Annotated in this window: 19 protein-coding genes; 7 read left to right on the top strand and 12 right to left on the bottom strand. The window is 68.6% G+C overall.

Annotated elements, in window-relative coordinates; translation table 11 throughout:
- Positions 1–39 precede the first annotated feature (39 nt).
- The 3 genes from groL to AXE84_RS06030 form a co-directional block, all read right to left on the bottom strand.
- Positions 40–1,662, bottom strand: coding sequence for a chaperonin GroEL (groL, locus tag AXE84_RS06040; protein ID WP_060957215.1), 1,623 nt, complete (start codon positions 1,660–1,662; stop codon positions 40–42).
- Between the two features lie 316 nt (positions 1,663–1,978).
- Entirely contained in the window at positions 1,979–3,478 is a 1,500-nt protein-coding gene (locus AXE84_RS06035; protein ID WP_060957214.1) for a hypothetical protein, read from the bottom strand.
- A gap of 6 nt (positions 3,479–3,484) precedes the next feature.
- Positions 3,485–4,126, bottom strand: a complete 642-nt coding sequence (locus AXE84_RS06030) for a LytR C-terminal domain-containing protein (protein ID WP_060957213.1) — start codon at positions 4,124–4,126, stop codon at positions 3,485–3,487.
- A 119-nt stretch (positions 4,127–4,245) separates the two neighbouring features.
- Between AXE84_RS06030 and AXE84_RS06025 the strand changes: the two genes are divergently transcribed.
- Positions 4,246–4,923, top strand: a complete 678-nt coding sequence (locus AXE84_RS06025; protein ID WP_010613305.1) for a uracil-DNA glycosylase — start codon at positions 4,246–4,248, stop codon at positions 4,921–4,923.
- A gap of 317 nt (positions 4,924–5,240) precedes the next feature.
- Here the strand turns inward: AXE84_RS06025 and AXE84_RS12990 are convergent, their stop codons facing one another.
- Both AXE84_RS12990 and AXE84_RS06015 read right to left on the bottom strand, forming a co-directional pair.
- Positions 5,241–5,948, bottom strand: a complete 708-nt coding sequence (locus tag AXE84_RS12990; RefSeq protein ID WP_167542044.1) for a DUF559 domain-containing protein — start codon at positions 5,946–5,948, stop codon at positions 5,241–5,243.
- Between the two features lie 919 nt (positions 5,949–6,867).
- Positions 6,868–7,344: a hypothetical protein gene (locus AXE84_RS06015; protein ID WP_060957211.1), complete on the bottom strand. Its 477-nt coding sequence runs from the start codon at positions 7,342–7,344 to the stop codon at positions 6,868–6,870.
- A gap of 205 nt (positions 7,345–7,549) precedes the next feature.
- Between AXE84_RS06015 and ispF the strand changes: the two genes are divergently transcribed.
- The 4 genes from ispF (at position 7,550) to AXE84_RS05995 (ending at position 12,381) form a co-directional block, all read left to right on the top strand.
- Positions 7,550–8,188 carry a 2-C-methyl-D-erythritol 2,4-cyclodiphosphate synthase gene (ispF, locus tag AXE84_RS06010; RefSeq protein ID WP_236750214.1) on the top strand — a complete coding sequence of 213 codons (639 nt, stop codon included), beginning with the start codon at positions 7,550–7,552 and terminating at the stop codon, positions 8,186–8,188.
- A 126-nt stretch (positions 8,189–8,314) separates the two neighbouring features.
- Positions 8,315–9,898: a cysteine--tRNA ligase gene (gene cysS / locus AXE84_RS06005; protein ID WP_060957210.1), complete on the top strand. Its 1,584-nt coding sequence runs from the start codon at positions 8,315–8,317 to the stop codon at positions 9,896–9,898.
- 75 nt (positions 9,899–9,973) lie between these two features.
- Positions 9,974–10,972, top strand: a complete 999-nt coding sequence (rlmB, locus tag AXE84_RS06000; RefSeq protein ID WP_060957209.1) for a 23S rRNA (guanosine(2251)-2'-O)-methyltransferase RlmB — start codon at positions 9,974–9,976, stop codon at positions 10,970–10,972.
- Positions 10,973–11,139: 167 nt separating this feature from the next.
- Positions 11,140–12,381, top strand: a complete 1,242-nt coding sequence (locus tag AXE84_RS05995) for a hypothetical protein (RefSeq protein WP_060957208.1) — start codon at positions 11,140–11,142, stop codon at positions 12,379–12,381.
- A 216-nt stretch (positions 12,382–12,597) separates the two neighbouring features.
- Here AXE84_RS05995 and AXE84_RS05990 read toward each other — a convergent pair whose 3' ends face one another.
- From AXE84_RS05990 to AXE84_RS05980, 3 genes are all read right to left on the bottom strand, one after another.
- Positions 12,598–13,053 carry a hypothetical protein gene (locus AXE84_RS05990; RefSeq protein WP_060957207.1) on the bottom strand — a complete coding sequence of 152 codons (456 nt, stop codon included), beginning with the start codon at positions 13,051–13,053 and terminating at the stop codon, positions 12,598–12,600.
- A 111-nt stretch (positions 13,054–13,164) separates the two neighbouring features.
- Entirely contained in the window at positions 13,165–14,541 is a 1,377-nt protein-coding gene (locus AXE84_RS05985; RefSeq protein WP_060957206.1) for a DUF4032 domain-containing protein, read from the bottom strand.
- A gap of 181 nt (positions 14,542–14,722) precedes the next feature.
- On the bottom strand, positions 14,723–15,850 hold the full coding sequence (locus AXE84_RS05980; protein ID WP_010613314.1) for an ABC transporter ATP-binding protein: 1,128 nt from the start codon (positions 15,848–15,850) through the stop codon (positions 14,723–14,725).
- A 354-nt stretch (positions 15,851–16,204) separates the two neighbouring features.
- Between AXE84_RS05980 and AXE84_RS05975 the strand changes: the two genes are divergently transcribed.
- Positions 16,205–18,256, top strand: a complete 2,052-nt coding sequence (locus tag AXE84_RS05975; RefSeq protein ID WP_060957205.1) for a serine/threonine protein kinase — start codon at positions 16,205–16,207, stop codon at positions 18,254–18,256.
- Positions 18,257–18,350: 94 nt separating this feature from the next.
- On the opposite strand, the gene AXE84_RS05970 is transcribed toward AXE84_RS05975, so the two are convergent.
- From AXE84_RS05970 to AXE84_RS05965, 4 genes are all read right to left on the bottom strand, one after another.
- Positions 18,351–18,773, bottom strand: a complete 423-nt coding sequence (locus tag AXE84_RS05970; RefSeq protein ID WP_060957204.1) for a hypothetical protein — start codon at positions 18,771–18,773, stop codon at positions 18,351–18,353.
- Between the two features lie 192 nt (positions 18,774–18,965).
- A complete protein-coding gene (locus AXE84_RS13280; protein WP_236750192.1) occupies positions 18,966–19,496 on the bottom strand; it encodes a hypothetical protein in 531 nt (176 codons plus the stop codon).
- A 324-nt stretch (positions 19,497–19,820) separates the two neighbouring features.
- Positions 19,821–20,399, bottom strand: a complete 579-nt coding sequence (locus AXE84_RS13275; RefSeq protein WP_236750191.1) for a hypothetical protein — start codon at positions 20,397–20,399, stop codon at positions 19,821–19,823.
- Between the two features lie 92 nt (positions 20,400–20,491).
- A complete protein-coding gene (locus tag AXE84_RS05965; RefSeq protein ID WP_236750190.1) occupies positions 20,492–20,944 on the bottom strand; it encodes a hypothetical protein in 453 nt (150 codons plus the stop codon).
- A 255-nt stretch (positions 20,945–21,199) separates the two neighbouring features.
- Between AXE84_RS05965 and AXE84_RS05960 the strand changes: the two genes are divergently transcribed.
- The gene (locus AXE84_RS05960) at positions 21,200–22,093 is read left to right on the top strand and encodes a DsbA family protein (protein WP_060957203.1); all 894 of its coding nucleotides are present in this window, start codon (positions 21,200–21,202) and stop codon (positions 22,091–22,093) included.
- Positions 22,094–22,145: the final 52 nt, after the last annotated feature.

Raw genomic sequence — 22,145 nt, 5'->3', positions numbered from 1 at the left:
GCTACCGGGTGATGACTGGCTCGTCAGCAGTCGCGTCGATCAGTACATGCCACCCATGTCGCCGGCGCCGCCGTCGGCCGGGGCGGCCGGGGGCTCAGGCTTGTCGGCCACGACGGCCTCGGTGGTCAGGAACAGACCGGCGATGGAACCGGCGTTCTGCAGGGCGGAGCGGGTCACCTTGACCGGGTCAGCGATGCCGGCGGCCAGCAGGTTGACGTACTCGCCGGTGGCGGCGTTGAGGCCCTCACCGGTGGGCAGGTTGCGCACGCGGTCCACGACCACGCCGCCCTCGAGGCCGGCGTTGGCAGCGATCTGCTTGAGCGGGGCCTCCACGGCGACCTTGACGATCGCGGCACCGGTGGCCTCGTCGCCCTCGAGCTTGAGGGTGTCGAGGACCTCGGCGGCCTGGAGCAGGGCGACGCCACCACCGGCGACGATGCCCTCCTCGACGGCGGCCTTGGCGTTGCGCACGGCGTCCTCAATGCGGTGCTTGCGCTCCTTGAGCTCCACCTCGGTGGCGGCACCGGACTTGAGGACGGCCACGCCGCCGGCCAGCTTGGCCAGACGCTCGGAGAGCTTCTCGCGGTCGTAGTCGGAGTCGGAGTTCTCGATCTCCATGCGGATCTGGGCGGTGCGGGCCTCGATGGCCTCCTTGTCGCCGGCGCCCTCGACCAGGGTGGTGTCGTCCTTGGTGACGACGACCTTGCGGGCCTGGCCCAGGTCCTCCAGGGTGGCGTTCTCGAGCTTGAGGCCGACGGTCTCGGAGATGACCGTACCGCCGGTGAGGATGGCCATGTCCTGCAGCATCGCCTTGCGGCGGTCACCGAAGCCGGGGGCCTTGACGGCCACGGACTTGAAGGTGCCGCGGATGCGGTTGACGACGAGGGTGGCCAGGGCCTCGGCCTCGACGTCCTCGGCGATGATGGCCAGCGGCTTGCCGGTCTGCATGACCTTCTCCAGCAGCGGGAGCAGGTCCTTGACGTTGGAGATCTTGGACTCGACCAGCAGGACGTAGGCGTCCTCCAGGACGGCCTCCTGGCGGTCGGGGTCGGTGACGAAGTAGGGGGAGATGAAGCCCTTGTCGAAGCGCATACCCTCGGTGACCTCGAGCTCGAGGCCGAAGGTGTTGGACTCCTCGACGGTGACGACACCCTCGTGGCCAACCTTCTCCAGGGCCTCGGCGATGAAGGCACCGATCTGCTCGTCGGCGGCGGAGATGGAGGCGGTGGCCGCGATCTCCTCCTGGGTCTCGACCTCCTTGGCGTCGGCCAGCAGGCGCTCGACGACGGCCGCGACGGCCTTCTCGATACCGCGGCGAACGGCGATCGGGTTGGCGCCGGCGGCGACGTTGCGCAGGCCCTCACGCACCAGGGCCTGGGCCAGGACGGTGGCGGTGGTGGTGCCGTCACCCGCGACGTCGTCGGTCTTCTTGGCGACCTCCTTGACGAGCTCGGCGCCGATCTTCTCGTAGGGCTCCTTGAGCTCGATCTCCTTGGCGATGGTCACGCCGTCGTTGGTGATCGTGGGGGCGCCCCACTTTTTGTCGAGCACGACGTTACGGCCCTTGGGGCCCAGGGTGACCTTGACGGTGTCGGCGAGGGTGTTGAGGCCGCGCTCCATGCCGCGGCGGGCCTCCTCGTCAAAGGCGATGATCTTGGACATTGAGTTTCCTCCACTGCGTGGTAGGGGCGGCCGGTTCGTGCCCGCGACGGACGGGTCGGTCCCGGGCGTTCACGTCACGCCCGACGCCGGCCCTCACGTTCCAGCCTGGATGAACTTGGTGCATTCAAGGATGCTTTGTCACTCGAGGTGCCCGAGTGCTAACCGCAATGCTGGCACTCTCAGCCCTTGAGTGCAAGGAGCTCAGTTCTCATCGGCACTGAATCCTCCGACGGCGAAGCAGGGAATCCCGCCGGGCCCGCGGGTGGTCCAGCGGGAGGTCCGGCAGCCGGTCGTGTCCTCGGGGCCGCCGCCCGGGTCAGGAGGGCGGGTCTGCGGGCCGTGAGGCGGTGGCCAGCAGGATGAGTGCACAGGTCCAGGCCAGGGGCGCGGGCCCCGCCGGGGCGCCGTCGGCCAAGACCTTCTCCGGCAGGGCTCCGGCAGCGGTGCGGTGCGCCTCCAGCCACGCCAGCAGCCGGGTTCCCTCCTCCTCCATCCCCAGGGACAGTGCCGACCAGGCCATGAGGGCGGTCTCCGGCGTCCAGGACACGCCGTCATCACGCCAGCCCGCTCCCGGAGCGAGCCCCCCGGCGGGGCGGCGCATGCGCTCGGTCGCCGTCTGCCGCACCGCTCGTGCCCCGGTCAGCGGCTGGGTGAAGGGCGGCAGGACCAGGGCGATGGTGGCATCGACGTCGTCGCGCCGCAGGTGGCGGCCCCAGGCGGGGGCGAAGTTGCGCTCCATGGCGCTGCGCACCGCCGCCACCCGGTCGGCCAGGGCCTGAGCGGGGCCGCCGAGGTCGATCCCGGCCCGGGTCAGCGCTGTCGCCGCTTCCAGCCCCAGAAGCACCGGGGCGGCCGTGCCCAGGGTGAGCACCGTCTCGGCGACCTCCCAGTAGTCGGGCGAGGCCGCGGGCAGGTGGGAGGGCGTGTCCGTGATCTCCAGGAGCCGGGAGGCGGCGCGCACCAGAGGTGCCCCCAGGCGGTCACGCAGGTCGGCGGCGGAAACGCCGTCGGCCAGGAGCCGGCCCGCAGCCCACAGGAACCACCCGGCGCCGTCGGCCTGAGCCGGGCGGTGGTCCGGCACTCGGCCACTGCTGGTGTAGCGGGCCTCAAAGCCGCCGTCGGCCCGCTGCCAGGACGCCAGGTTGCCCAGGACGCCCAGCGCTTCGCCGGTCAGGTTCACCGCGCTGAGGGCGGCCGCGGCGAAGGCGGCGTCCCGGGGCCAGACGTAGCGCCAGATGCTCACGGGCGCCGCCACGACCGCGCCCTGCGGGAAGACCTCCGCCCCTTGCGGGAGGGGTTCGCGCGAGTCGCGGCCCTCCAGGCCGGCGCTCCCAGAGGCGGCGGAGGCAGCGCCGGCAGTGGGGACGGGAGCCGGAGACGCCGTCAGCCGGGCCGACGCGACAGCAGGACCGGCGGGGCGGGGCGGGTCGGGCATGAACGCGGGTCCGGTCAGGGCCAGCAGATCGGTCAGGGCGCCGTCGGCCAGGTCCGCCCACCGGCCTTGAGGGAGACGGGCCGTCTTGCGGCGGGCGAGCGCCTGACGGGCCAGGGCGCTCTGCTGCGAGGTGGTCAAGCCCCACGGTTCGGGAGCCTGGGGCAGGCGGGTCCCCGAGACGTAGGCAACCGTGTGACCCGGGGCCAGGGGGTACAGGGCCCCGCCCCCGCCCACAATGAGGCCGCCGCTGAGCAGAGTCGGGGCGCGGCGACCGGTGCCCATCAGATGAGCCCCGCCCCAGAGGGCCGCGGCGGCGGTGAGCGGGACCGCCGCGGCGAGAGTCAGGAACCGACGACGCCCAAGAAGCGCCAGTGGCCTCATGCCCCTCTACTGCGGCTTGTAGTCATCACGCAGGATGACAGCGATCGGGGCGCCCTGGGTGTTCTCCTCGGTCCCCTCCGTCACATTGCTGACCCCCAGGCGCTTGCCGATCTCCTCGGCGGCGGAACGGGCCTCCGGGGTACTGAAGTAGATCGTCGACTTGGCCGGCTCCTCACCCTCATAGATCCCGGGGATGACCTCCACCGCCGTGAAGCCGCCGTTGGTGAGCTTCTCGCTGGCCCCCTTGGCCAGGCCTTCGGTATTCGTCCCGTTGGACACCGTGACCCTGGTGGTGAAGTCCACGTTGCCGGAGGCGCTGGCCGAGGCGCTGGGCTTGGCCGAGGCGGCGCCGGCCTTGTTGTTCGCACTGTCCGCGTTCTTGTCCGCGTTCTTGTTGCCACCGGCCTGGCCGCCCTGGGCGGGCTGAGAGGAGGAGACCGCGTCCGACGAGCCGGAGCCTCCCGAGCCGTTGAGGAACAGCGTCACCGCGCCCCAGGCGAGCGCCGGGACAATGACGATGATCGCCAGCAGCGGCACCCAGCTGCGCCACCTGGGCACCTGGGCCCGGTGCACGCCCACGGGAACCGGGCCGTCATCATCGCCGACGTCGAACTCGTCCTCGGGGTAGTCATAGTTGCTCACGCCCACAAGATACCGGTCCGAGCGTCATTCGTCGGGTATTGCTCACCACGTCCGGCTCACACGGCCGCGGTATCCGGCCCGACAAGATCCTGCAGGTGCTGCCGATGGGCCATTAGGCTCATGGCGTGACTTCCGCCAAGCCCCTGTCTGAGATCATCGATCCCTCCTGGGCGAGCGCCCTGGCCCCCGTGGAGCCCACGGTCCATGAGATCGGGGAGCGGCTGCGCCAGGAGGTGGCCTCCGGCGTCGGGTATCTCCCAGCGGGCACCGACGTGCTGCGCGCCTTCACCTACCCGATGGATGACGTGCGCGTCCTCATCGTCGGCCAGGACCCCTACCCCACCCCGGGTCACCCCATGGGGCTGAGCTTCTCGGTGGCGCCCGGCGTCAAGCCCCCGCGCAGCCTGGAGAACATCTTCCGCGAGCTGGTCAGCGACCTGGGCGTGCCCAGGCCGACATCGGGGGACCTGACGCCGTGGTGCCAGCAGGGCGTCATGCTGCTCAACCGGGTGCTCACCGTTCGCCCGGGGGCGCCGGCCTCGCACAAGGGCTGGGGCTGGGAGAAGGTGACGCAGCGGGCGATCGAGGCCCTGGTGGAGCGCGGCGGCCCGCTCGTGGCGATCCTGTGGGGGCGGCCGGCGCAGTCGCTCACCCCGATGCTGGGGCAGACCCCCATCATCGCCTCGCCGCACCCGTCCCCGCTGTCGGCCTCGCGCGGGTTTTTCGGCTCGCGCCCCTTCAGCCGCGCCAACACGATCCTCACCGAGATGGGGGCCGCGCCCGTGGACTGGCGCCTGCCCTGAAACAAGGTCGGGGCCGGCCCAGCCACCTGCCGGCCAGGCCTTACTCCACGAGGGCCGGGATCCAATGACCAAGGGTTATCCATACTGCACGAACCCCCGACCCCCATGCAGTACACCCAACCCTCCCCCAATAGCACCCCAACCTCGTGCACTACACCACCACAGGCCTCACACCCCACTGGAAGACAACACCAACCCCCGCGCCCGCAGCTCCTCGCCCCATCTGGCGTCCTGCCGGCACTGCGAGATCAACAGACTCCATCTGAGAGCACGCAGCCTCACATGTACTCCGACGGTCAACGGCGGCTGCCCGTGCTTCATAGACCAAGCTCAGCCGACCCTCGGGGAAGCCGTTGCCCCAGCAACGAGGCCTCACGCAGACAGGTCTCCAGACGCATACCCGCCCATTCCAACTCCTGCCGGGGCCGGAGGCGCGAGACCTCCGCAGGAGGGAACTTCGTCAGAATCTTGGCGCCGAGCTGGTCTGGACGCATCATGTCTCCGTAGGACACGCGCAGCACCGTCCACCCCTGCGACTCAATCCCATCCTGGCGCCGTTTCTCCTTCCACAGGTCCTCAGCCCCCTGGTACTTCTTCCTGCCGTCAGCCTCAACGACGAGTCTCCTGTCCGGCCAGCACATATCCACCCACCAACGCCCCTCGGAAGTATCGACGGGGTACTGCACCTGCGGGATCGGCAGCCCCAGAACCAGGACCAGCCACCGCACTGCGCTCTCAAGCGCCGACTCGGAGAACGGCGTCGCCAGCCCCAGCACCGCCCGGGCCTGAGCCACCCCGCGGCGTCTCGGCTCACGCTTGAGCGTACGGGCCCACTCCTGCCTCACTCGATCAATCGCCTCCAAACACAACTCGGGCCGCTCCCGGTCCGGTTGACAACAGCGACGCAGCACCGAGTCCGCAATGGCGAGCGCGTTGTGCGCTGGCTCGTCGAAGGCGCAGTCATAGGCCGTGCGCACCGCCGTCGTCGTCACCGTCTCTCCCACGGACTCGACCTCATGCGGCATCAGCCCAAGACGGCGTCGCCACAAATGAACGTCCCGGCACCCAGAAGAGTCCGAGGGCCCCTCGGAGATCAGCGAGGGTGTACCACGGGCCGGAACCCAGATACGGGGTAGAACGGTATGGACCTGGTTCGGGGCACTGGACACCGCGAGATAGACATCGGGCTCCTGGGAGAACATGTCGAGCTCAAGCGCCAGAGCCGCTGATGTGTGCGACAGATAGGCCGTGGACAACTGGGTGCGCTGGGCAACCACAGCCCGCGCCAACGACAGGGTGTAACGATGCTGCCAGCGCTCAGCATCACGATCCGGCAGCCAGTAGTATCCACGGGCCAAACGGATCCACGAACGCGAGGGAAGACAGCCGCGGCGGGAGCGGCGCGATGTGTGCAGCAGACGCGGGCGCAGATCGGAGACAGTGCCGGGGGCTGAAGGTCGCGGAGTCATATCTCAAGGTTGCGCACTGCGACGGCGCGGGTCACCCACTGCGACCAGCCCTGTGGATTGAGGTCGCATTCGCGCACCTGTGGCTCCGCACCCGACCTGAAAATCCGTACTCCACGAGGGTCGGGAGCCGCTTGTCCTGAGACGACGTCGGGGCCGGCCCAGCCACCTGCCGGCCAGGCCTTACTCAACGAGGGCTGGGATCCAATGACCAAGGGTTATCCATACTGCACGAACCCCCGACCCCCATGCAGTACACCCAACCCTCCCCCAATAGCACCCCAACCTCGTGCACTACACCACCACAGGCCTCACACCCCACCAGAAGACAACACCAACCCCGCACCTGATACGCCGCATCGGCTCGCAGCAGGTCGGCTGACTGCCCTGCTCCTCTGACCAGCAGCGCAATAGCCCGCTTCAACGCAGGCCAGCCCCGTCGGTGGAATCGCGCCCGTGAGGGCTGCTCAGCCGGAGATCAGCCGGAGAAGGACATCACGACCGACAGCACGATCAGGACCACTCCCAGCACGCCCTCGACCGCTCCGATCCACTGGACCGGGATGAAGAAAACGGAGTGGATGTTACGGAGACCCTTCGCAGCGTTCGCACTCGCCTGCTCGACGACGTGCTCGACCTGCTGATGCGCCTCGTCGCGGTTTGCCGGCGGAGGCGCTCCCGGCCCCACCTGAAAGGACCCGTGAGCCACGCGGTCCCACATCTCGTGGCGCATCTGGTCCTTGAACGCCTCGATCTTCCTGGCGGGAGCAAGCTCATTCACCTGACGCCCGAAGAAGTAGTTGGCCACCCCAGCCAGGACGAGCCCGAGTCCATACCCGAAAAAGACCGACGTGTTGCCGCTGCCAAGAAACGCTTGGAAGGTCGACCCCACAATGCCCGCCACCAGTAAAGTGATGAAGACGCTGAGAATGCCCCAGCCACGCCAGATAATCATGACGGCAACGTAACGGCGCCCGGCTTGGAGGGCTACGGGGACAACTCTCCACCCGCACGTCGTCTCCTCATCCTGCCGCGCCCCTCCACCAGACCGGGCCGACGACGATCGGCCGGGCCGCTCAGAACGCGGCCAGGTCCCATCTGGTAGACACGGCCCCATGTCCGCACGCCAGCCAGACCAGTCATCCCACGTTGCTCAGCCCATGGACGCCACCTCCACCGACGTCGTCCCCGGTGACGCCGCACCCGCCGCCCCTGACTCACAGGCCCCGGCACCTTCCCGGGCCCGCCACGCCGCCGGCCCAGCCACGATCGCCCTGGACCAGATCGCCCAGTTCCTGCCGCGCACCGGCATCGGCACCGACGTGCACGCCTTCGCCGCCCCCGACTCGGGCACCCCCATGCACCTGGCCTGCCTGGAGTGGCCCGGCGAGGTGGGCCTTGCCGGTCACTCCGACGGCGACGTCGTCGCCCACGCCTGCTGCGACGCCCTGTTCTCGGCCGCCGGACTGGGCGACCTGGGCTCGAACTTCGGCACCGCCGAGCCCCAGTGGAAGGGGGCCTCCGGGACTGCGCTCCTGAGCGAGGCCGCCCGCCGGGTGCGCGAGGCCGGCTTCGAGATCGGCAACATCGCCGTCCAGCTCGTGGGCGAGCGCCCGCGCGTGGCCGCCCGCTCCGCCGAGGCCTCCCGGGCGCTGTCCGAGGCCGCCTCCGCCCGGGTCTCCTTCTGCGCCACCACCACCGACCACCTGGGTTTCCTGGGCCGCACTGAGGGCCTGCTCGCCGTCGCCACAGCCCTGGTCTACCCGCGGCCCAACGCCGTTCGCCCGGTCGTGGGTTAGCCCTCGAGGTCGTACCCCTCACCCTCCGACTACGAGGACTAAGGCACGACCCCGACGTCGGGCACCTCGGGAAAAAGTCCTGGTCCTGGTAGACACCGGTGGCGGGCGGCCAGGTAGCCTGTGCCTGTGAGCATCACTCCCACTGAGTCCCCTGAGTCCGCGGGCCCCGCCGACTCCGCCGCCCGAGCGGGCGAGCCAGCCCTGCGCCTGTACGACTCCGCCGCCCGCGCGATCGTGCCGCTGGCCCCCACGGCCACCCCCGGCCTGGTGACGATCTACCTGTGTGGTGCCACCGTCCAGGGCTCGCCCCATATCGGCCACATGCGCAGCGGCATCGCCTTCGACGTCCTGCGCCGCTGGCTCGAGCGCGGCGGCCAGGAGGTCCGCCTCATCCGCAACGTCACGGACATTGACGACAAGATCCTCAGCAAGTCGGCCGCAGCCGAGCCGCCGGTGCCGTGGTGGGCCTGGGCCCAGCGCTTCGAGCGGGAGTTCGACGCCGCCTACCGTGCCCTGGGCGTGGACGCCCCCACCTATGAGCCGCGCGCCACCGGCCACATCCCCGAGATGATCGACCTGGTCCAGCGCCTGCTGGACGCCGGCCACGCCTACGTCGGAGAGTCCGGCAACGTCTACTACGACGTCCGCTCCCTGCCCGGCTACGGCTCCCTCACCAACCAGCGACTGGAGGACCTGGCCACCACCGAGGACGAGTCCCAGCTCGATGACGACGTCGAGGCCGACAAGCGCGACCCGCGCGACTTCGCCCTGTGGAAGGCCGCCAAGCCCACCGAGCCGGCCGACGCCGCCTGGGACGCCCCCTGGGGCCGGGGCCGGCCCGGCTGGCACCTGGAGTGCTCGGCCATGTCGCGCCGCTACCTGGGCGAGACCTTCGACATCCACGGCGGCGGCATCGACCTGCGTTTCCCCCACCACGAGAACGAGCAGGCCCAGTCCCACGGCGCCGGCTGGGGCTTCGCGCGCCACTGGGTCCACAACGCCTGGGTGACCATCAAGGGCGAGAAGATGAGCAAGTCGCTGGGCAACTCCCTGGTGGTGGCCGAGCTGCTCAAGCGCTACGACGCCGCCGTGCTGCGCCTGGCCCTGGGCACCGTCCACCACCGCTCCACCGTGGAGTTCTCCGAGGAGACCCTGGCCGACGCCGCCGCCCTGTGGGAGCGACTGTCCGGCGCGATCCTGCGGGCCTACGAGTTCTGCGACGGCGAGGACGCCAACCCCGTCGACGCCCCCGCCGAGCAGGTGCGCGCCCGGACCCTGCCGGCCGAGTTCACCGCCGCCATGGATGAGGACCTCAACCTGGCCGGCGCCATGGCGGTCGTCCACGCCACCCTCAAAGCCCTCAACGTGGCCCTCACCCAGGCCGCCCCGAGCGGCGGCCAGGGGGCCGACGACGACCTGTGCGCCTCGGTGACCGGCCTCGCCCTGGACCTGCGCTCCCAGCTCGACGTCCTGGGCCTGGACCCGCTGGCCGAGCCCTGGCGCGCCCGGGTGCTCGACGGCGCCGGCTCCTCCCAGGGCGGCGCCGCCATGGAGGCCCTCGACCGTCTCATCCGCCACGACCTCGCCGAGCGGGCCCAGGCCCGTGCCGCCAAGGACTGGGCGCGCGCCGACGCCCTGCGCGACAAGCTGACCGGGGCCGGCGTCGTCGTCGAGGACTCCCCCTCGGGCGCCCGCTGGCACCTGGCCTGAGCGGCCCGCCCACCACCTACGACTCTTTCGCAGACTCTTTCGCATCAACTCGTACCGTCACGAACAGGAGGCCGGATGCCCGGCAACGAGCAGTACCCCGGCGCCAAGCGCCGCCCCGGCTCGAAGAAGGGCCCCACGAAGGGCTCGGGCGGCCAGCGCCGCAAGGGCCTGGAGGGCAAGGGCCCCACCCCGCGCGCGGAGAACCGCGTCGGCCACCCCAAGGCCCGGGCGAAGGCCCGCGCCGAGTCCCGGGCCGCCCAGCCCACTCGCGCCAAGCAGCTGGAGAAGATCAAGCGCCGCTTCGATGTGCCCGAGGGCCACGAGATCCTGTGCGGACGTAACGCTGTGGCCGAGGCCGCCTACGCCTCGGTGCCCATCACCCGGGTCTTCATGGCGGTCTCCTCCCAGTCCGACGAGCGCCTGGGCGCCGTGGTGCGCCGCGCCGCCCTGCTGGGCGCCCCAGTGCTGGAGACCACCAAGCTGGACCTGGACGCCCTGACCGACTCCGCCACCCACCAGGGCGTGGCCATCGAGGTGCCCGCCTACGAGTACACCACCGCCCGCGACCTGCTGGAGCGCGCCCGCGCCCTGGGCCGCACGCCGCTGCTCGTGGCCCTGGACCAGGTGACCGACCCCCACAACCTGGGCGCGGTCCTGCGCAGCGCCGGAGCCTTCGGGGCCGACGGCGTCATCATCCCCGAGCGCCGCTCGGTGGGCGTCAACGCCACCGTGTGGAAGGTGTCGGCCGGCGCCGCCGCCCGAGTGCGCGTGGCCCGCGAGACGAATCTCGTGCGCTCCCTGGAGCAGCTGAAGAAGGAGGGCTGCTTCGTCGTCGGCCTGGATGGCTCGGGCAGCACGGTCGTCGAGGACCTCACCCTGGCCGACTCACCCCTGGTGCTGGTCACCGGCGCGGAGGGCGCGGGCCTGTCCCGCCTGGTGCGCGAGACCTGCGACGTGCTGGCCTCGGTGCCGATCAGCCGCAGCGTGGAGTCCCTCAACGCGGCCGTGGCCACGGGTATCAGCCTCTACGAGGTCGACCGCCTGCGGCGTCGGGCCGCCGGCGCCGGCAGCTGACCCCGCCGCTCAGGGCCGGCCGTCCCCCGACTGCGCCGGTCAAGCCGGCCGATCCACCGGATCCGACGGTTCCGGCCGCCCCGGCAGGAAATGCGCCCGGTTTACACTTCCCCATGACGGCCCCGTTGCTGACACAATGGGCCGCATCCGATCCACAGGAGGTCCCCATGGCCCAGGACGCTTCGCAGCGCTGGAACCGCACCGACGGCGTGCTCATCGCGCCGGGCACGACGCCGGAGGCGGTCGCCGACGCCTTCGCCGAGCGAGGGGTGGTCGTGCGCCTGGAGTGGTTCCCGGCCACCACCCACCTGCTGAGCCTGACCCTCATGACCGACGTCGAGGGCCGGGTCGCGGTGACGCCGCCCTCGCGCGGGGGCGTTGTGCCCGGCCCGAGCGTCAGTGAGCTCGTGGAGTCCCTGGCCCGGCAGTTCACGGCCGACGTCGCCGTGGGCCCGGCGACCTTCAACGCCCTGCCCGACGACGTCGAGCTGCCCTCGATCTCCCACCACGGCTCGGCCAGTGCCCGCACCGTGGTGATCTCCCCGATGAGCGCATACATGGTGCCGCTGCAGGCCACCCTGCTGGAGCGCCCCCTGGCGGTGGCCTCGACGCCGAGCCTGGACCGCCGCATCGTCATGTACTCCGGTGAGGGCACCGAGCTGGGCACCTTCGGCTGGGACGAGGAGTCCCTGCCGGCCCTGGTGCTGACCTCCGACTCCGAGGACATGTCCATCCGCGCCATCCCCACCGGGGACCCCGACGACGACGCCGTCTTCTCCTGGGGCATGACGTCACGCTACGTGTGGGGCGGGGTCAAGGAGCCCGGCCCGGCCCTGAGGTCCCTGGTGGATGAGCTGCTGGCCGACCTGACCGATGCGTCGGGGATCGTTGACGCCGTCCCGGGCGCGGACCTGGAGGCCGCGGCCGCCGCCATCGTCAAGCCCGGCATTGACGGATTCGCCGCCATGCTTGATGCCCTGGGCCTGCCCGACTGGGTGCTGGAGGTCCTCACCGGCCGCCTGGCGCCGGTGGAGGTTCCCGGCGTCGTCGTGCACGAGCCGCGCGGGCTGTCCAACGCGGTGGGCCGCAGCGTGGGCCTGCTGCTGGCTGACCCCTCCACCCCGGGCTCGGCCTTCTGGCAGGGCTATGTGCGCACGGTGACGGACAAGCCGTGGGCGGTGCGGGGTGCCGCGCTGCTCGAGGCGGGTCTGGGCGGGGCCCTCGTGGGGGCCGCCGTGCGCCGTCGTCGCTCGACCGGCAGCATCCCGGGCGGGATGGCGGCCGTGGGGGCCTTCCTGCTGGTGGACGCCATCACCGAGGTCTCGCTGGCCTCCTGGACGCGTCACCGTGAGCTGCGCCGCCGTGCCGACGAGGAGATGGCCATGGTCGCCGAGGAGCTTGGCGCCTAGAAGCGTCACGCCGCCGGGGACATCTGGCACCACCCACCGGGGGCCTTCCACGCGTCCGGGGACATTTCTCTACGGCCGGGGACCTTCGACGCCGTCGGGGACCGGAATCCTGTCCCCGAACGCGCAGGATGCCCCCGTAGGGAAGGATCCGCACCCCTACGCGCGCAATGTCCCCGCCCGTAGGCCGCACCCGCAAGCAGCAGGGGCACCGGCGGGCTACTCAGGCATCCCCCGGCTCAAGATAATCAACAACGGCACCACGCCAGCGACGAGAATATGCAACAGCACCACCAGCACGAAGATCAGCGATCCCTTCTCGGTTCGGGACATGCCGTGGTGCTTTCCTATGCTCAGAGCCCCCGGGTCGCCGTTCAGGATCGAGGCGCGGTAGAACACCGGGACCACCTGGCCGGGTTGCATGACGAACTCAAGGCGCGGCTTGGGACTGAGGAAGGCCGCGTAGTGGTCAACGACGACGCTCACCGGCCCCGGCGGCACCGAGACCCTCACGAACTGGCCCGCGGACAGGCGCATCGACCAGCCGTTGATCGTGATGGACACGGTGCTCCTTCCCGGCAGTGAGACGGACGGGTCGAAGTACAGGTCGATGAAGGCGCTGTTGTCCGGCGTGGCCCCGGGCAGGGCCTGGAATGCGGGCACGTCCTGGCTCATATCCCCGTCACGGCCCTTCTCATCGCCTCAGCTGATCGAGGCCAGACTATCAACCGGCCAGGCGTTACCGGGCGCGAACGACGACGCACCGCCCGGTCTGCTCAGCGAGCCTTACTCCCCCTTGAACTTCATACCGGCGGTGAAGCCAAAGGGGTTGGCAGTGTAGTCGGCCAGGGTCTGCTCGTCGCGGGCGGCGAACTCGGCGTCGTCCTCGGGCATCGGCTCATCGGTGTCGTCGTCGACGACGATCGCCTCCATCTCCTGGGTGTCGCCGACCCCCAGGTAGGCCCGCTCATCGCGGTGCTGGGGCAGCACCGTGGCCACATAGTCCTCCACCGCCTCCTGGGTGGTGACGTAGCGGTCCTGGGCCTCGGACATGTACCAGCGGTGCTCGAGAATCTCGTGGAAGATCTCCGCGGGCTCCAGCTTGCGGCGCATCTCGACGGGGACGGAGTGAATGGTGGGCTCGAAGACCTCCGCCAGCCAAGAGTGGGCCACCAGCTCGATGGGGTCCTCGCTGCGGCCGGTGATGGCCCGATAGGCCTCCAGGTCGTTGAGCATGCGCTGGCCCTGACGCTCCTGGACGTCCAGGCCGGTCAGTCGCATCACCTGACGGTGGTAGTGGCCGGCGTCGACAACCTTGGGCTGAATGGTGATGTGGTTGCCGTCGGAGTCGGTGTTCATGGCGAGCTCGGCGACGTCGTAGCCCATCTCGTTGAGCTTCTCGACCCGGCGGCGCAGACGCCAGCGCTCGTCCATGGAGAAGGACTCCTTGGCGGTGAGCACGTCCCACAGCTCGGTGTAGCGGCTGACGATCCGGTCCCCCACCTCAATGGTGTCCACGGTCGGCTCCAGCAGGGCGCCGGCCTGGAGGTCCATGAGCTCGCCGATGATGTTGGTGCGGGCCACGTCGATGTCGTAGAGGCGCTTGCCGTCCGTGAGCCCCTCGGGGTACAGCTCCCCGGTCTCCGCGTCCACCAGATAGGCGGCGAAGGCCCCGGCGTCGCGGCGGAAGAGCGTGTTGGACAGGGACACGTCCCCCCAGTAGAAGCCCAGCAGGTGCAGGCGCACCAGCAGCACGGCGAGCGCGTCGATGAGTCGGGTGGCGGTCTCAGGCCGCATGTACTGGCTGAACAGCGCCCGGTAGGGCAGGGAGTAGGACAGATGCTCAGTGACGAGCACCGAGTTGAGCTCCTCACCGGTGACGCTGGTGCGGCCGGTGATAACCGCCGTCGGATGCACGCAGGGCGCCCCCAGGCGCAGCAGGTCGCGCAGGAGCTCGTACTCGCGGTGGGCCACGGACTCGCCGATCTCCTTGACCGCGATGACGCGCTCGGAGAGGTTGACGAAGCGCACGATGTGGCGGGACAGACCACGGGGCAGCGCGGCGAGGACCTCGGTGGGCCACTCCTCAAGCGGCGTCTCCCAGGGGAGGTCGAGCAGCGCCGGATCAATGGTCGCCGCCGTGATCTTCATGGACTGGGACATAGGGTCATTCTTTCAGGCCAGAACCCAATTTGCTTTCCAAGACATGAGCCGCCGACCACACTTCTGACAGTGCCGGCCGCTGAACTCCTCCGCCGGGCGGCGTGGACCACCTGCCCTCGCGGTGAGCGCGACGACGGCGCCGCCCCCGGGAAGGGGAACGGCGCCGTCGTGCTCAGCATCCTCAGGCGGGCAGGCGCTTGCCGGTGGAGGCGGAGAAGATGTGCTCCTGACCGGGGCGGATCCGCACGTAGACGGTCTCACCCGGCTCGGGGGCGGTACGCGGAGGCACGCGCACGATGATCTGGCTGGAGTCCTCACCGGAGCCGAGCTTGGCCTCGGACTCCTCGGCGCCGACGAGCTCACCGTAGATGTAGGCGTCGGAGCCCAGCTCCTCCACGAAGGACAGGCGCACCGGGATGGAGTGCTCGTCCTGGGCGGAGACGACGTCGAGCGACTCGGGGCGGAACCCGATGGTCACCTTGCCGCCGTCCTCGGGGGTGATGGCGTCCAGGGTCGCCTTGGACAGCTGGATCTTGGCGGCGCCGACGGTGGCGACGTCCCCCTTGACCGTGAACTGCCCCAGGTTCATGGCCGGCGAGCCGATGAAGCCGGCGACGAACTCGTTGGCGGGGTGGTCGTACATCTCGCGCGGGGTGCCGACCTGCTGGAGCACGCCGTCCTTGAGGACCGCGATGCGGTCACCCATGGTGAGGGCCTCGGTCTGGTCGTGGGTGACGTAGACCGTGGTGACGCCCAGCGAGCGCTGGAGCGAGGCGATCTGGGTGCGGGTCTGCACACGGAGCTTGGCGTCCAGGTTGGACAGCGGCTCGTCCATGAGGAAGACCTTGGGCTTACGCACGATGGCGCGGCCCATGGCCACACGCTGACGCTGACCACCGGAGAGGGCCTTGGGCTTGCGGTCCAGGTACTCGGTCAGGCCGAGGATCTTGGCGGCCTCGCGCACGCGCTTGTCGATCTCGGCCTTGGGGGTGCCGGCGATCTTGAGGGCGAAGCCCATGTTGTCGTGCACGGTCATGTGCGGGTAGAGCGCGTAGTTCTGGAAGACCATGGCGATGTCACGGTCCTTGGGCTGAACGTCGGTGACGTCGCGGTCACCGATGAGGATGCGACCGGCGTTGACGTCCTCCAGGCCCGCAAGCATGCGCAGGGAGGTGGACTTACCGCAGCCGGAGGGGCCAACGAGCACGAGGAACTCGCCATCGGCGATCTCGAGGTTGAGAGCGTCAACACTGGGGCGGTCATTGCCCGGGTAAATACGTGTGGCGTTCTCGAAAGTCACAGTTGCCATGAGTAGTGCTATCCCTTCACCGGCAGGTACGTGCCGGACGATCCGTCGTGAAAGGTGCCGATGCGTGTCCGCATTGACACGTGCCGCGGTCAGCCGTTCGACCGCGGACGGGCTCATCTTGACACAGGTTCCCCACTTTGACCAGAGATTCTCAGCAATCAGTCAGGGCGGTCCTCGACGGCGATGGCGGCCGGTGGAGACCTCCCCATCCCCGTCGTCGGACACCGCCCGACCCGATACCCACAATGCGGCTCTATCACTGGCTTTACTCCCGCGACATGGCCCACAGTCGGGCGAAGAGCCCCACAGCGTCGGGGCGCCCACGAGCGAATCCGGCCCGGTACTGTGGGGGCCATGACGCAGAACTTCGACGCGCACCCGGGCGAGCCGGTCACCTTGAGCAAGCTGCGCGCCGGCACCTCAGTGGGGGGATACCGACTTCTGCGTCGCCTGGGCGCCGGAGGCATGGGCGTGGTCTGGGAGGCCACCGATGAGGGTGGGCGCCATGTGGCCATGAAGATCCTCCACCCGCAGATCGCCGCGGACCCCACCGCTCGGCGCCGTCTGGACCGGGAGGCCAGCGTCCTGGCCCGGGTGAGGGACACGCGCGTGGCGCGCATCCTGGACATCGAGACCGGGGACGGCTCCCAGGGCATCACTTTCGTCATCACCGAGCTCATCGAGGGCCCCACCCTGCAGCACGAGGTGGAGCACGAGGGCGTCTACGACCTGACCACTGACGCCCGCGACCTGGCCGACCTGGCCCACGGGCTGGTCGACTCCCTGCGCGCGGTGCACGCCGCCGGCGTTATCCACCGCGACCTCAAGCCCTCCAACGTCATGCTCGGCGCACAGGGGCCGGTTCTCATCGACTTCGGTATCGCCCAGGTGGCCGACGACGTCCGGCTCACGCAGACCGGCCAGGTCACGGGTACGCCGGGGTTCATCCCCCCGGAGATGCTCGACGGCGGGGAGCCGAATGCCGACGTCGACTGGTACGCCTGCGCGGGCGTGCTCCTGTTCACCGTCACCGGACTGGCGCCCTTCGGTTCGGGCGCCTGGCAGGTGGTCTTCCGGCGCGTCTACGCGGGCACACCGGAGCTGGGCAACCTGGAGGAGGAGAACCCGGCGCTGGCGCGGGCGTTCACAGCGGCTCTCGCCCCTGAGGCGGAGAACCGTCTGGGCCCGGACGGCCTGCTGGAGGTGCTCGATGAGATCGCCGAGGGCGGGACCGGGCAGGAGGCGGTCGACCGGCTCCTGGGGCCCGAGGACGAGGAGCCGGAGTCCAGTGAGCTGGAGCGGACCACCAGCACTTTCGTTCCTGGCTACGGCTCGACCCCGGGCTCGCCTCGCGATGCTCGCAGTGCGACCTCGGCGTCCCCGGCCTCATACGGCAGTCCCGTCTCCGCAGCTTCCGGTGCGGAGGGCGGATACGGTTACTCGGCGCCGTCGGCTCCCTCCGGCGCTTCCACCCAGCCCCCACCGGCCATCCCGCCGCGCCAGTGGTACCAGAACAGTTCGGCCATGCCCTCACGGGGAGCGCAGTCGATGCAGTACGGCGTGGGCGCTCCTGCGCCTGCAGCCTCCTCAGGGGCGTACCCGCGGCCGGCGCTGTCGGGGCAGGTGCCGATGTTCCCCTACTCCGGCCAGCATCCGACGGCGTATCAGCCCGGCTACTCCCAGGCCGTCGCTGCTCCGACGGCCGCGCCGTCGGCGGGAGCGATGACAGGACCGATGGCAGCCGGCGCCCCCGGGGCACAGGTGCGCCGGTTCGGCTCCCCCAGACGTCCAGGGGAGCTGCCCCAGTGGGCGAAGGAGCCGACGCGTCACCCGATGGCGATGCTGGCCCTGTTGTTCATGCTGTCCTCGATCGGGATGTTCAGACCGGCATGGATGGCGATCATTGGGGCGATTCTGTCAGCAGTGGCTGGCACTGTGGGCCGGGCCCAGGACGCTCGGCGGTGGAACCGCCTCCAGCGGGGCGGCACCTCGCCGTCGGACAACTCCCGCATGTGGGCGATGACCCCGTGGTACCTGGTGCGTTCGGCGATATCTGCCGGCTTCGCTTTTCTTCTGGCTGCGGGAACGTCGTTCCTCTTCCTGAGGACCATTTTCTGGTCAGATTTCGGGGAGAAAGACTCCGTGGCTTTTGGATCGATCCCGCTGCCCGTCCGCATCTACACCATCTTTTTCTTGGAGGTCGCCCTACACCTTCTGGTCCTGTGGCTGGTGCCGTGGGGTACGGCGACTCGACGCGGTGGCGCACATATCCTCAATTCCTTCATCTCCAGTGACAACGGTAGAAGGAACCTGGTCGTGGCCATGCTGGGCATTGGGGCCGTGATATTGATTCTGTCCTTTGCCGGGCTGATGCCGATTCCGAATTTGACCCCGTACGGGAACTGAGATGCCGCTCCGGCGGCGGACGCGTGGTGTCCGACGGCTTCCGCCTCCGGTGTCTGGCGGCGCTGGATCAATGCCGGCTCCAGAGCGGGCCCGTTCAGCGGAAGAAGGGGAAGCCTCCGAAGCGGAGGGTCGTGCCGCGGTAGGCCCGGATCACTTGGATGACGCACACCAGCACGTGGACCCCGACCATGGCCAGCGCCATGATGAGCGGGGCGCCCCACGGGTTGAAAGGCACCGAATCCAGGTAGCGACCCGCGATGCTGAACACGGCAATCTGGATCGCTACCAGAGCCAGCTCCACCAGCAGCAGCGTCAGCCCCCAGCTCGCCGCCAGGCGGCGATTCGTCCGCGCCGGTTCACGCAGGTCCTTCTTGTTCCACAGGCCGATCACGATCATCGCGATCGCAGCCAGTAGCACGTTGACCCCCGGCAGAAACACCAGCAGCCCGAACAGCCCCGCACCCCACGCCTCAGCACCAGATGGAGCACGTACCTTGACGGGTACCGGAGCCATCATCGGCACAGGTACCATCCCGGGGGCCGACGCACCCGGAGCCCCAGGCGCAGGGAAGGTCCCGTAGCCTGTCACGGGACCCGGCACGGATCGTCTGGCGGGATCGACCTCCGGCGCCGATTCCTGCATCGTGTAGTAACCACCAGAGGACGCTACAGCCTCGGGCTCCCGCATCTCGCTCACGTAACTCCCTGCTCACTCAATATCAGAGCGACCGACTCTACCCGAACTCGGCTCATCATCGCCATTGCCTTCAGCCCGGGCAGCCTCAGTAGCGACCTCGTGGTGCTCCCGGGCCTCCTCCTCGTGATACGCCGCTATCTTGGCTGCCATCCACTCCGGATCCCGCGGATAACGTTCCAGTTCAACAACCGCATCCGCACCACCAATCGGCCGTGCACTAATGACCGGCTCACGCATCCAGTCCGCCTCCTGATGCAACACCCCCTCAGCAGCCTCCATCCAAAAATGCGACCACAACCACGCACCCCGATGCAGATCCGCCTGAACCCGACGGAGATCACCCACATCGAAACTGAGAGCACTAGAATGACGTACGAGAGAACGCTGATCGTCAACTGTTACCCAACATAGTTCTCTCCCGGCGAGCGCGATTGAGTTTGACTCCAAGTCAACACGACTACCCCCGGCCTCATCAATCAACTCCCGTAAAGATTTTTCGATACGTGAAAGCAGCTTCACTGCTTCAACACTTTGGGTTTCCACGGTCTCCTCATTTCATTATCTAGGAGTATTTTCAAAGCGTTTGCGGTCAGGGATTCCGTTAGCGTCGGTCCAAGTTGCTTCAAATCTAGTCGGCACTCTCTCACTATTGGTCATTTTGGCGGGGTCTACTGGATTCGAATACTTGAATTCCATCACGAGATTGTTGTATTTCTCTGGTTTGGCTGCGAACTTTCGCTCGAGTAGCAGGCACGAGTTCGACTCCTTCCCGACACGCGTCTGGTTCACCTCCTCCAGCATGGTGTAGTAGCCACCCCAGGAAGCAACGGCCTCGGGCTCCCACATCTCACTCACGCAGCTCCCCGCTCACTCATCGCCAGAGCGGCCAGCCCTACCCGAATCAGGCTCATCAGCACCATTGCCCTCAACCTGGGCAGCCTCAGCCTTCTTCTTAGCCCGCCGCTCACGGTCTCGCTGGCGACGGCGTTCCCGAGCTTCCCTCACCTTCTGATGCGCCGCAGCCTTGGTTGCCATCCATTCCGGAATCCACTGCGGATCCCGCGGATAGTAGTCCAGCTCAAGAGCAGCATCTCCATCCATCACTGGCTCATCATCATCAATCGCTGGCTCACGCATCCAGTCGCACTCCTGATGCAGCACCCCCTCAGCAGCCTCCATCCAAAAATGCGACCACAACCACGCACCCCGATGAGGATCCGCCTGAGCCGGACGAATATCGTACATTGTGAAACTTAGATCACTCGGCAGATGGACCGACTTTCGCTCGCCATCAACCATAATCCAGGTCATAACATCACCAGTCAAGGCAATGACGTTGTACTCGATATCAACTCTTGCGGCACCAGTTTCAGGCAACCAACCACGAACAAGGTCCTGGAACTTCGAGAAAACAGAAATGTCGTCAGCTCCAGACACGATTGACATCAACTCGTCCCCTACCTCTCGCTTTTACACGTCTTGATGCAGCCGCGAACCTTTTGCCCCTGCTGCATCCCTCCGAGCCAGTTCTTCTGCCTTCAGACCCCGATCTTCATCCAGTCGGGGATCGCACCGGGGTCGCGGGGGAAGACCTCCAGCTCCTTGGCACAGTCCTCCGCCGTGTAGGGCGGGTCGAGGACCGGCTCGCGGTCGTAGTCGAAGTCGGAGATGAGCTTGTATCCCTCGCTGCTCTTCATGGACAGCAGCGCCCAGGTCCAGGTTCCACCACGGGGGTGGGCCATGAGCACCCGCAGGCGTACGGCGTCGCGGACCAGCTCAACGGGCATCTCGTTCTTGGCCCACTGGGCGCGGCGCAGAAGGCCGCGGGGTCTGAGCACGCGACTCGTCACGGCGGCGCGAGTCCCCACCCCCTCGACCTCTACCATGACCTCCTGGGCACCCACGGACTGCATCCAGTTTCCCCAGTCAGTCGACATGTTCTGGAGCAGGACCATCTGCTCCTCCATCTGGCCGCCCATAGGTCCGTCCATCGGTCCATCCATCATGGTCATGATCCCCCCACCCGGTCCTTCTCGGACCGCTCGGTCTGATTTCCCCTGATTCTGCCCGACCCCGGCTGCACGCACCGGGACAATGACGACCGATGCGTCACAATCCGCCACCGGCAGACACCAGGCGTGGTTTCCTCCAGGATCGTCGGGCAGAATGTCGTCACGACAGCAGTCACTCATTGACCATTCGTCTTTTTGGTCGTCCGCTCGTCACCGCATCACAAGGAGCACCGCGTGTCCAGTAACCAGCCCCGCCAGACCAAGGCCCAGCGCCGTGAGGCCGCGCGCCTCAAGGCCAAGGAGCTGCGCGAGGCCGAGGCCCGTCGCGCGCGCCGCAACACCATTGCCCGCCGCAGCTTCATCGGGGCTGCGGGCGCGAGCGTGGTCGGAGGGCTCGGCTATCTGGTCTACCTCGGCGTCGACGCCAAGAAGAACCCCAAGAGCTCGAAGTTCCCCGCACCGAGCGAGGGCCTGGCCACCGCGAAGGCGAACCAGGGCGGCATCCCCAAGCAGGTTCTCTCCGACGCCTCCTGGACCTACGGCGAGGGCGCTGCTCTCGACACCGTCGCCGCCTCGGCGCCCGTCCTCGACATCTACTTCGACTACTCCTGCTCTCACTGCGCCCAGTTCGAGGGCCTCCACACCCAGGAGATCAACCAGCTCCTGAGCGACAAGAAGATCACCCTGGCCCTCCACCCCTGCAAGCTCCTCCAGCAGGAGTGGACCAGCGTCGTCATGAACGCGATGGGCGTGGTGCTCGATGAGGCCCCGGCCCAGTCCCTGAGCTTCCACAACGCGGCCTTCGAGATCTTCTCCCAGGCCATTCAGACCAAGAACCAGAGCAACATGACGGTGGAGGGCCTGGTGGCCGCCGCCACCAAGGTGAACGTCCCTAAGGAGGTCTCCGCCAAGTTCAAGTCCGCCGTCGACGCCGACAAGTACGGCAAGTGGGTCAAGCTCGGCGACGAGGCCTTCAAGGCCCGGGAGCTGGAGGGCACCCCCACCGTCTTCTTCAAGGGTGAGAAGGTCGACCTGAACAAGCTCCAGACTCCGACCTCCTTGACCGAGCTCGTTACCGGCTCCACGCCGACGGCGCAGCCCAGCCCTCAGCCGACTCAGCAAGGCTGATCCCGCGCTGGAGCCCGCCCCAGGGGCGGCGTGGCCCCGCACAGGCTCCTCC

The sequence above is a fragment of the Actinomyces oris genome, from assembly GCF_001553935.1.
Lineage (GTDB): Bacteria > Actinomycetota > Actinomycetes > Actinomycetales > Actinomycetaceae > Actinomyces > Actinomyces oris_A.
The sequence above is the reverse complement of the archived record's forward strand: the minus strand, read 5'-3'. Positions and strand labels throughout refer to the sequence as shown.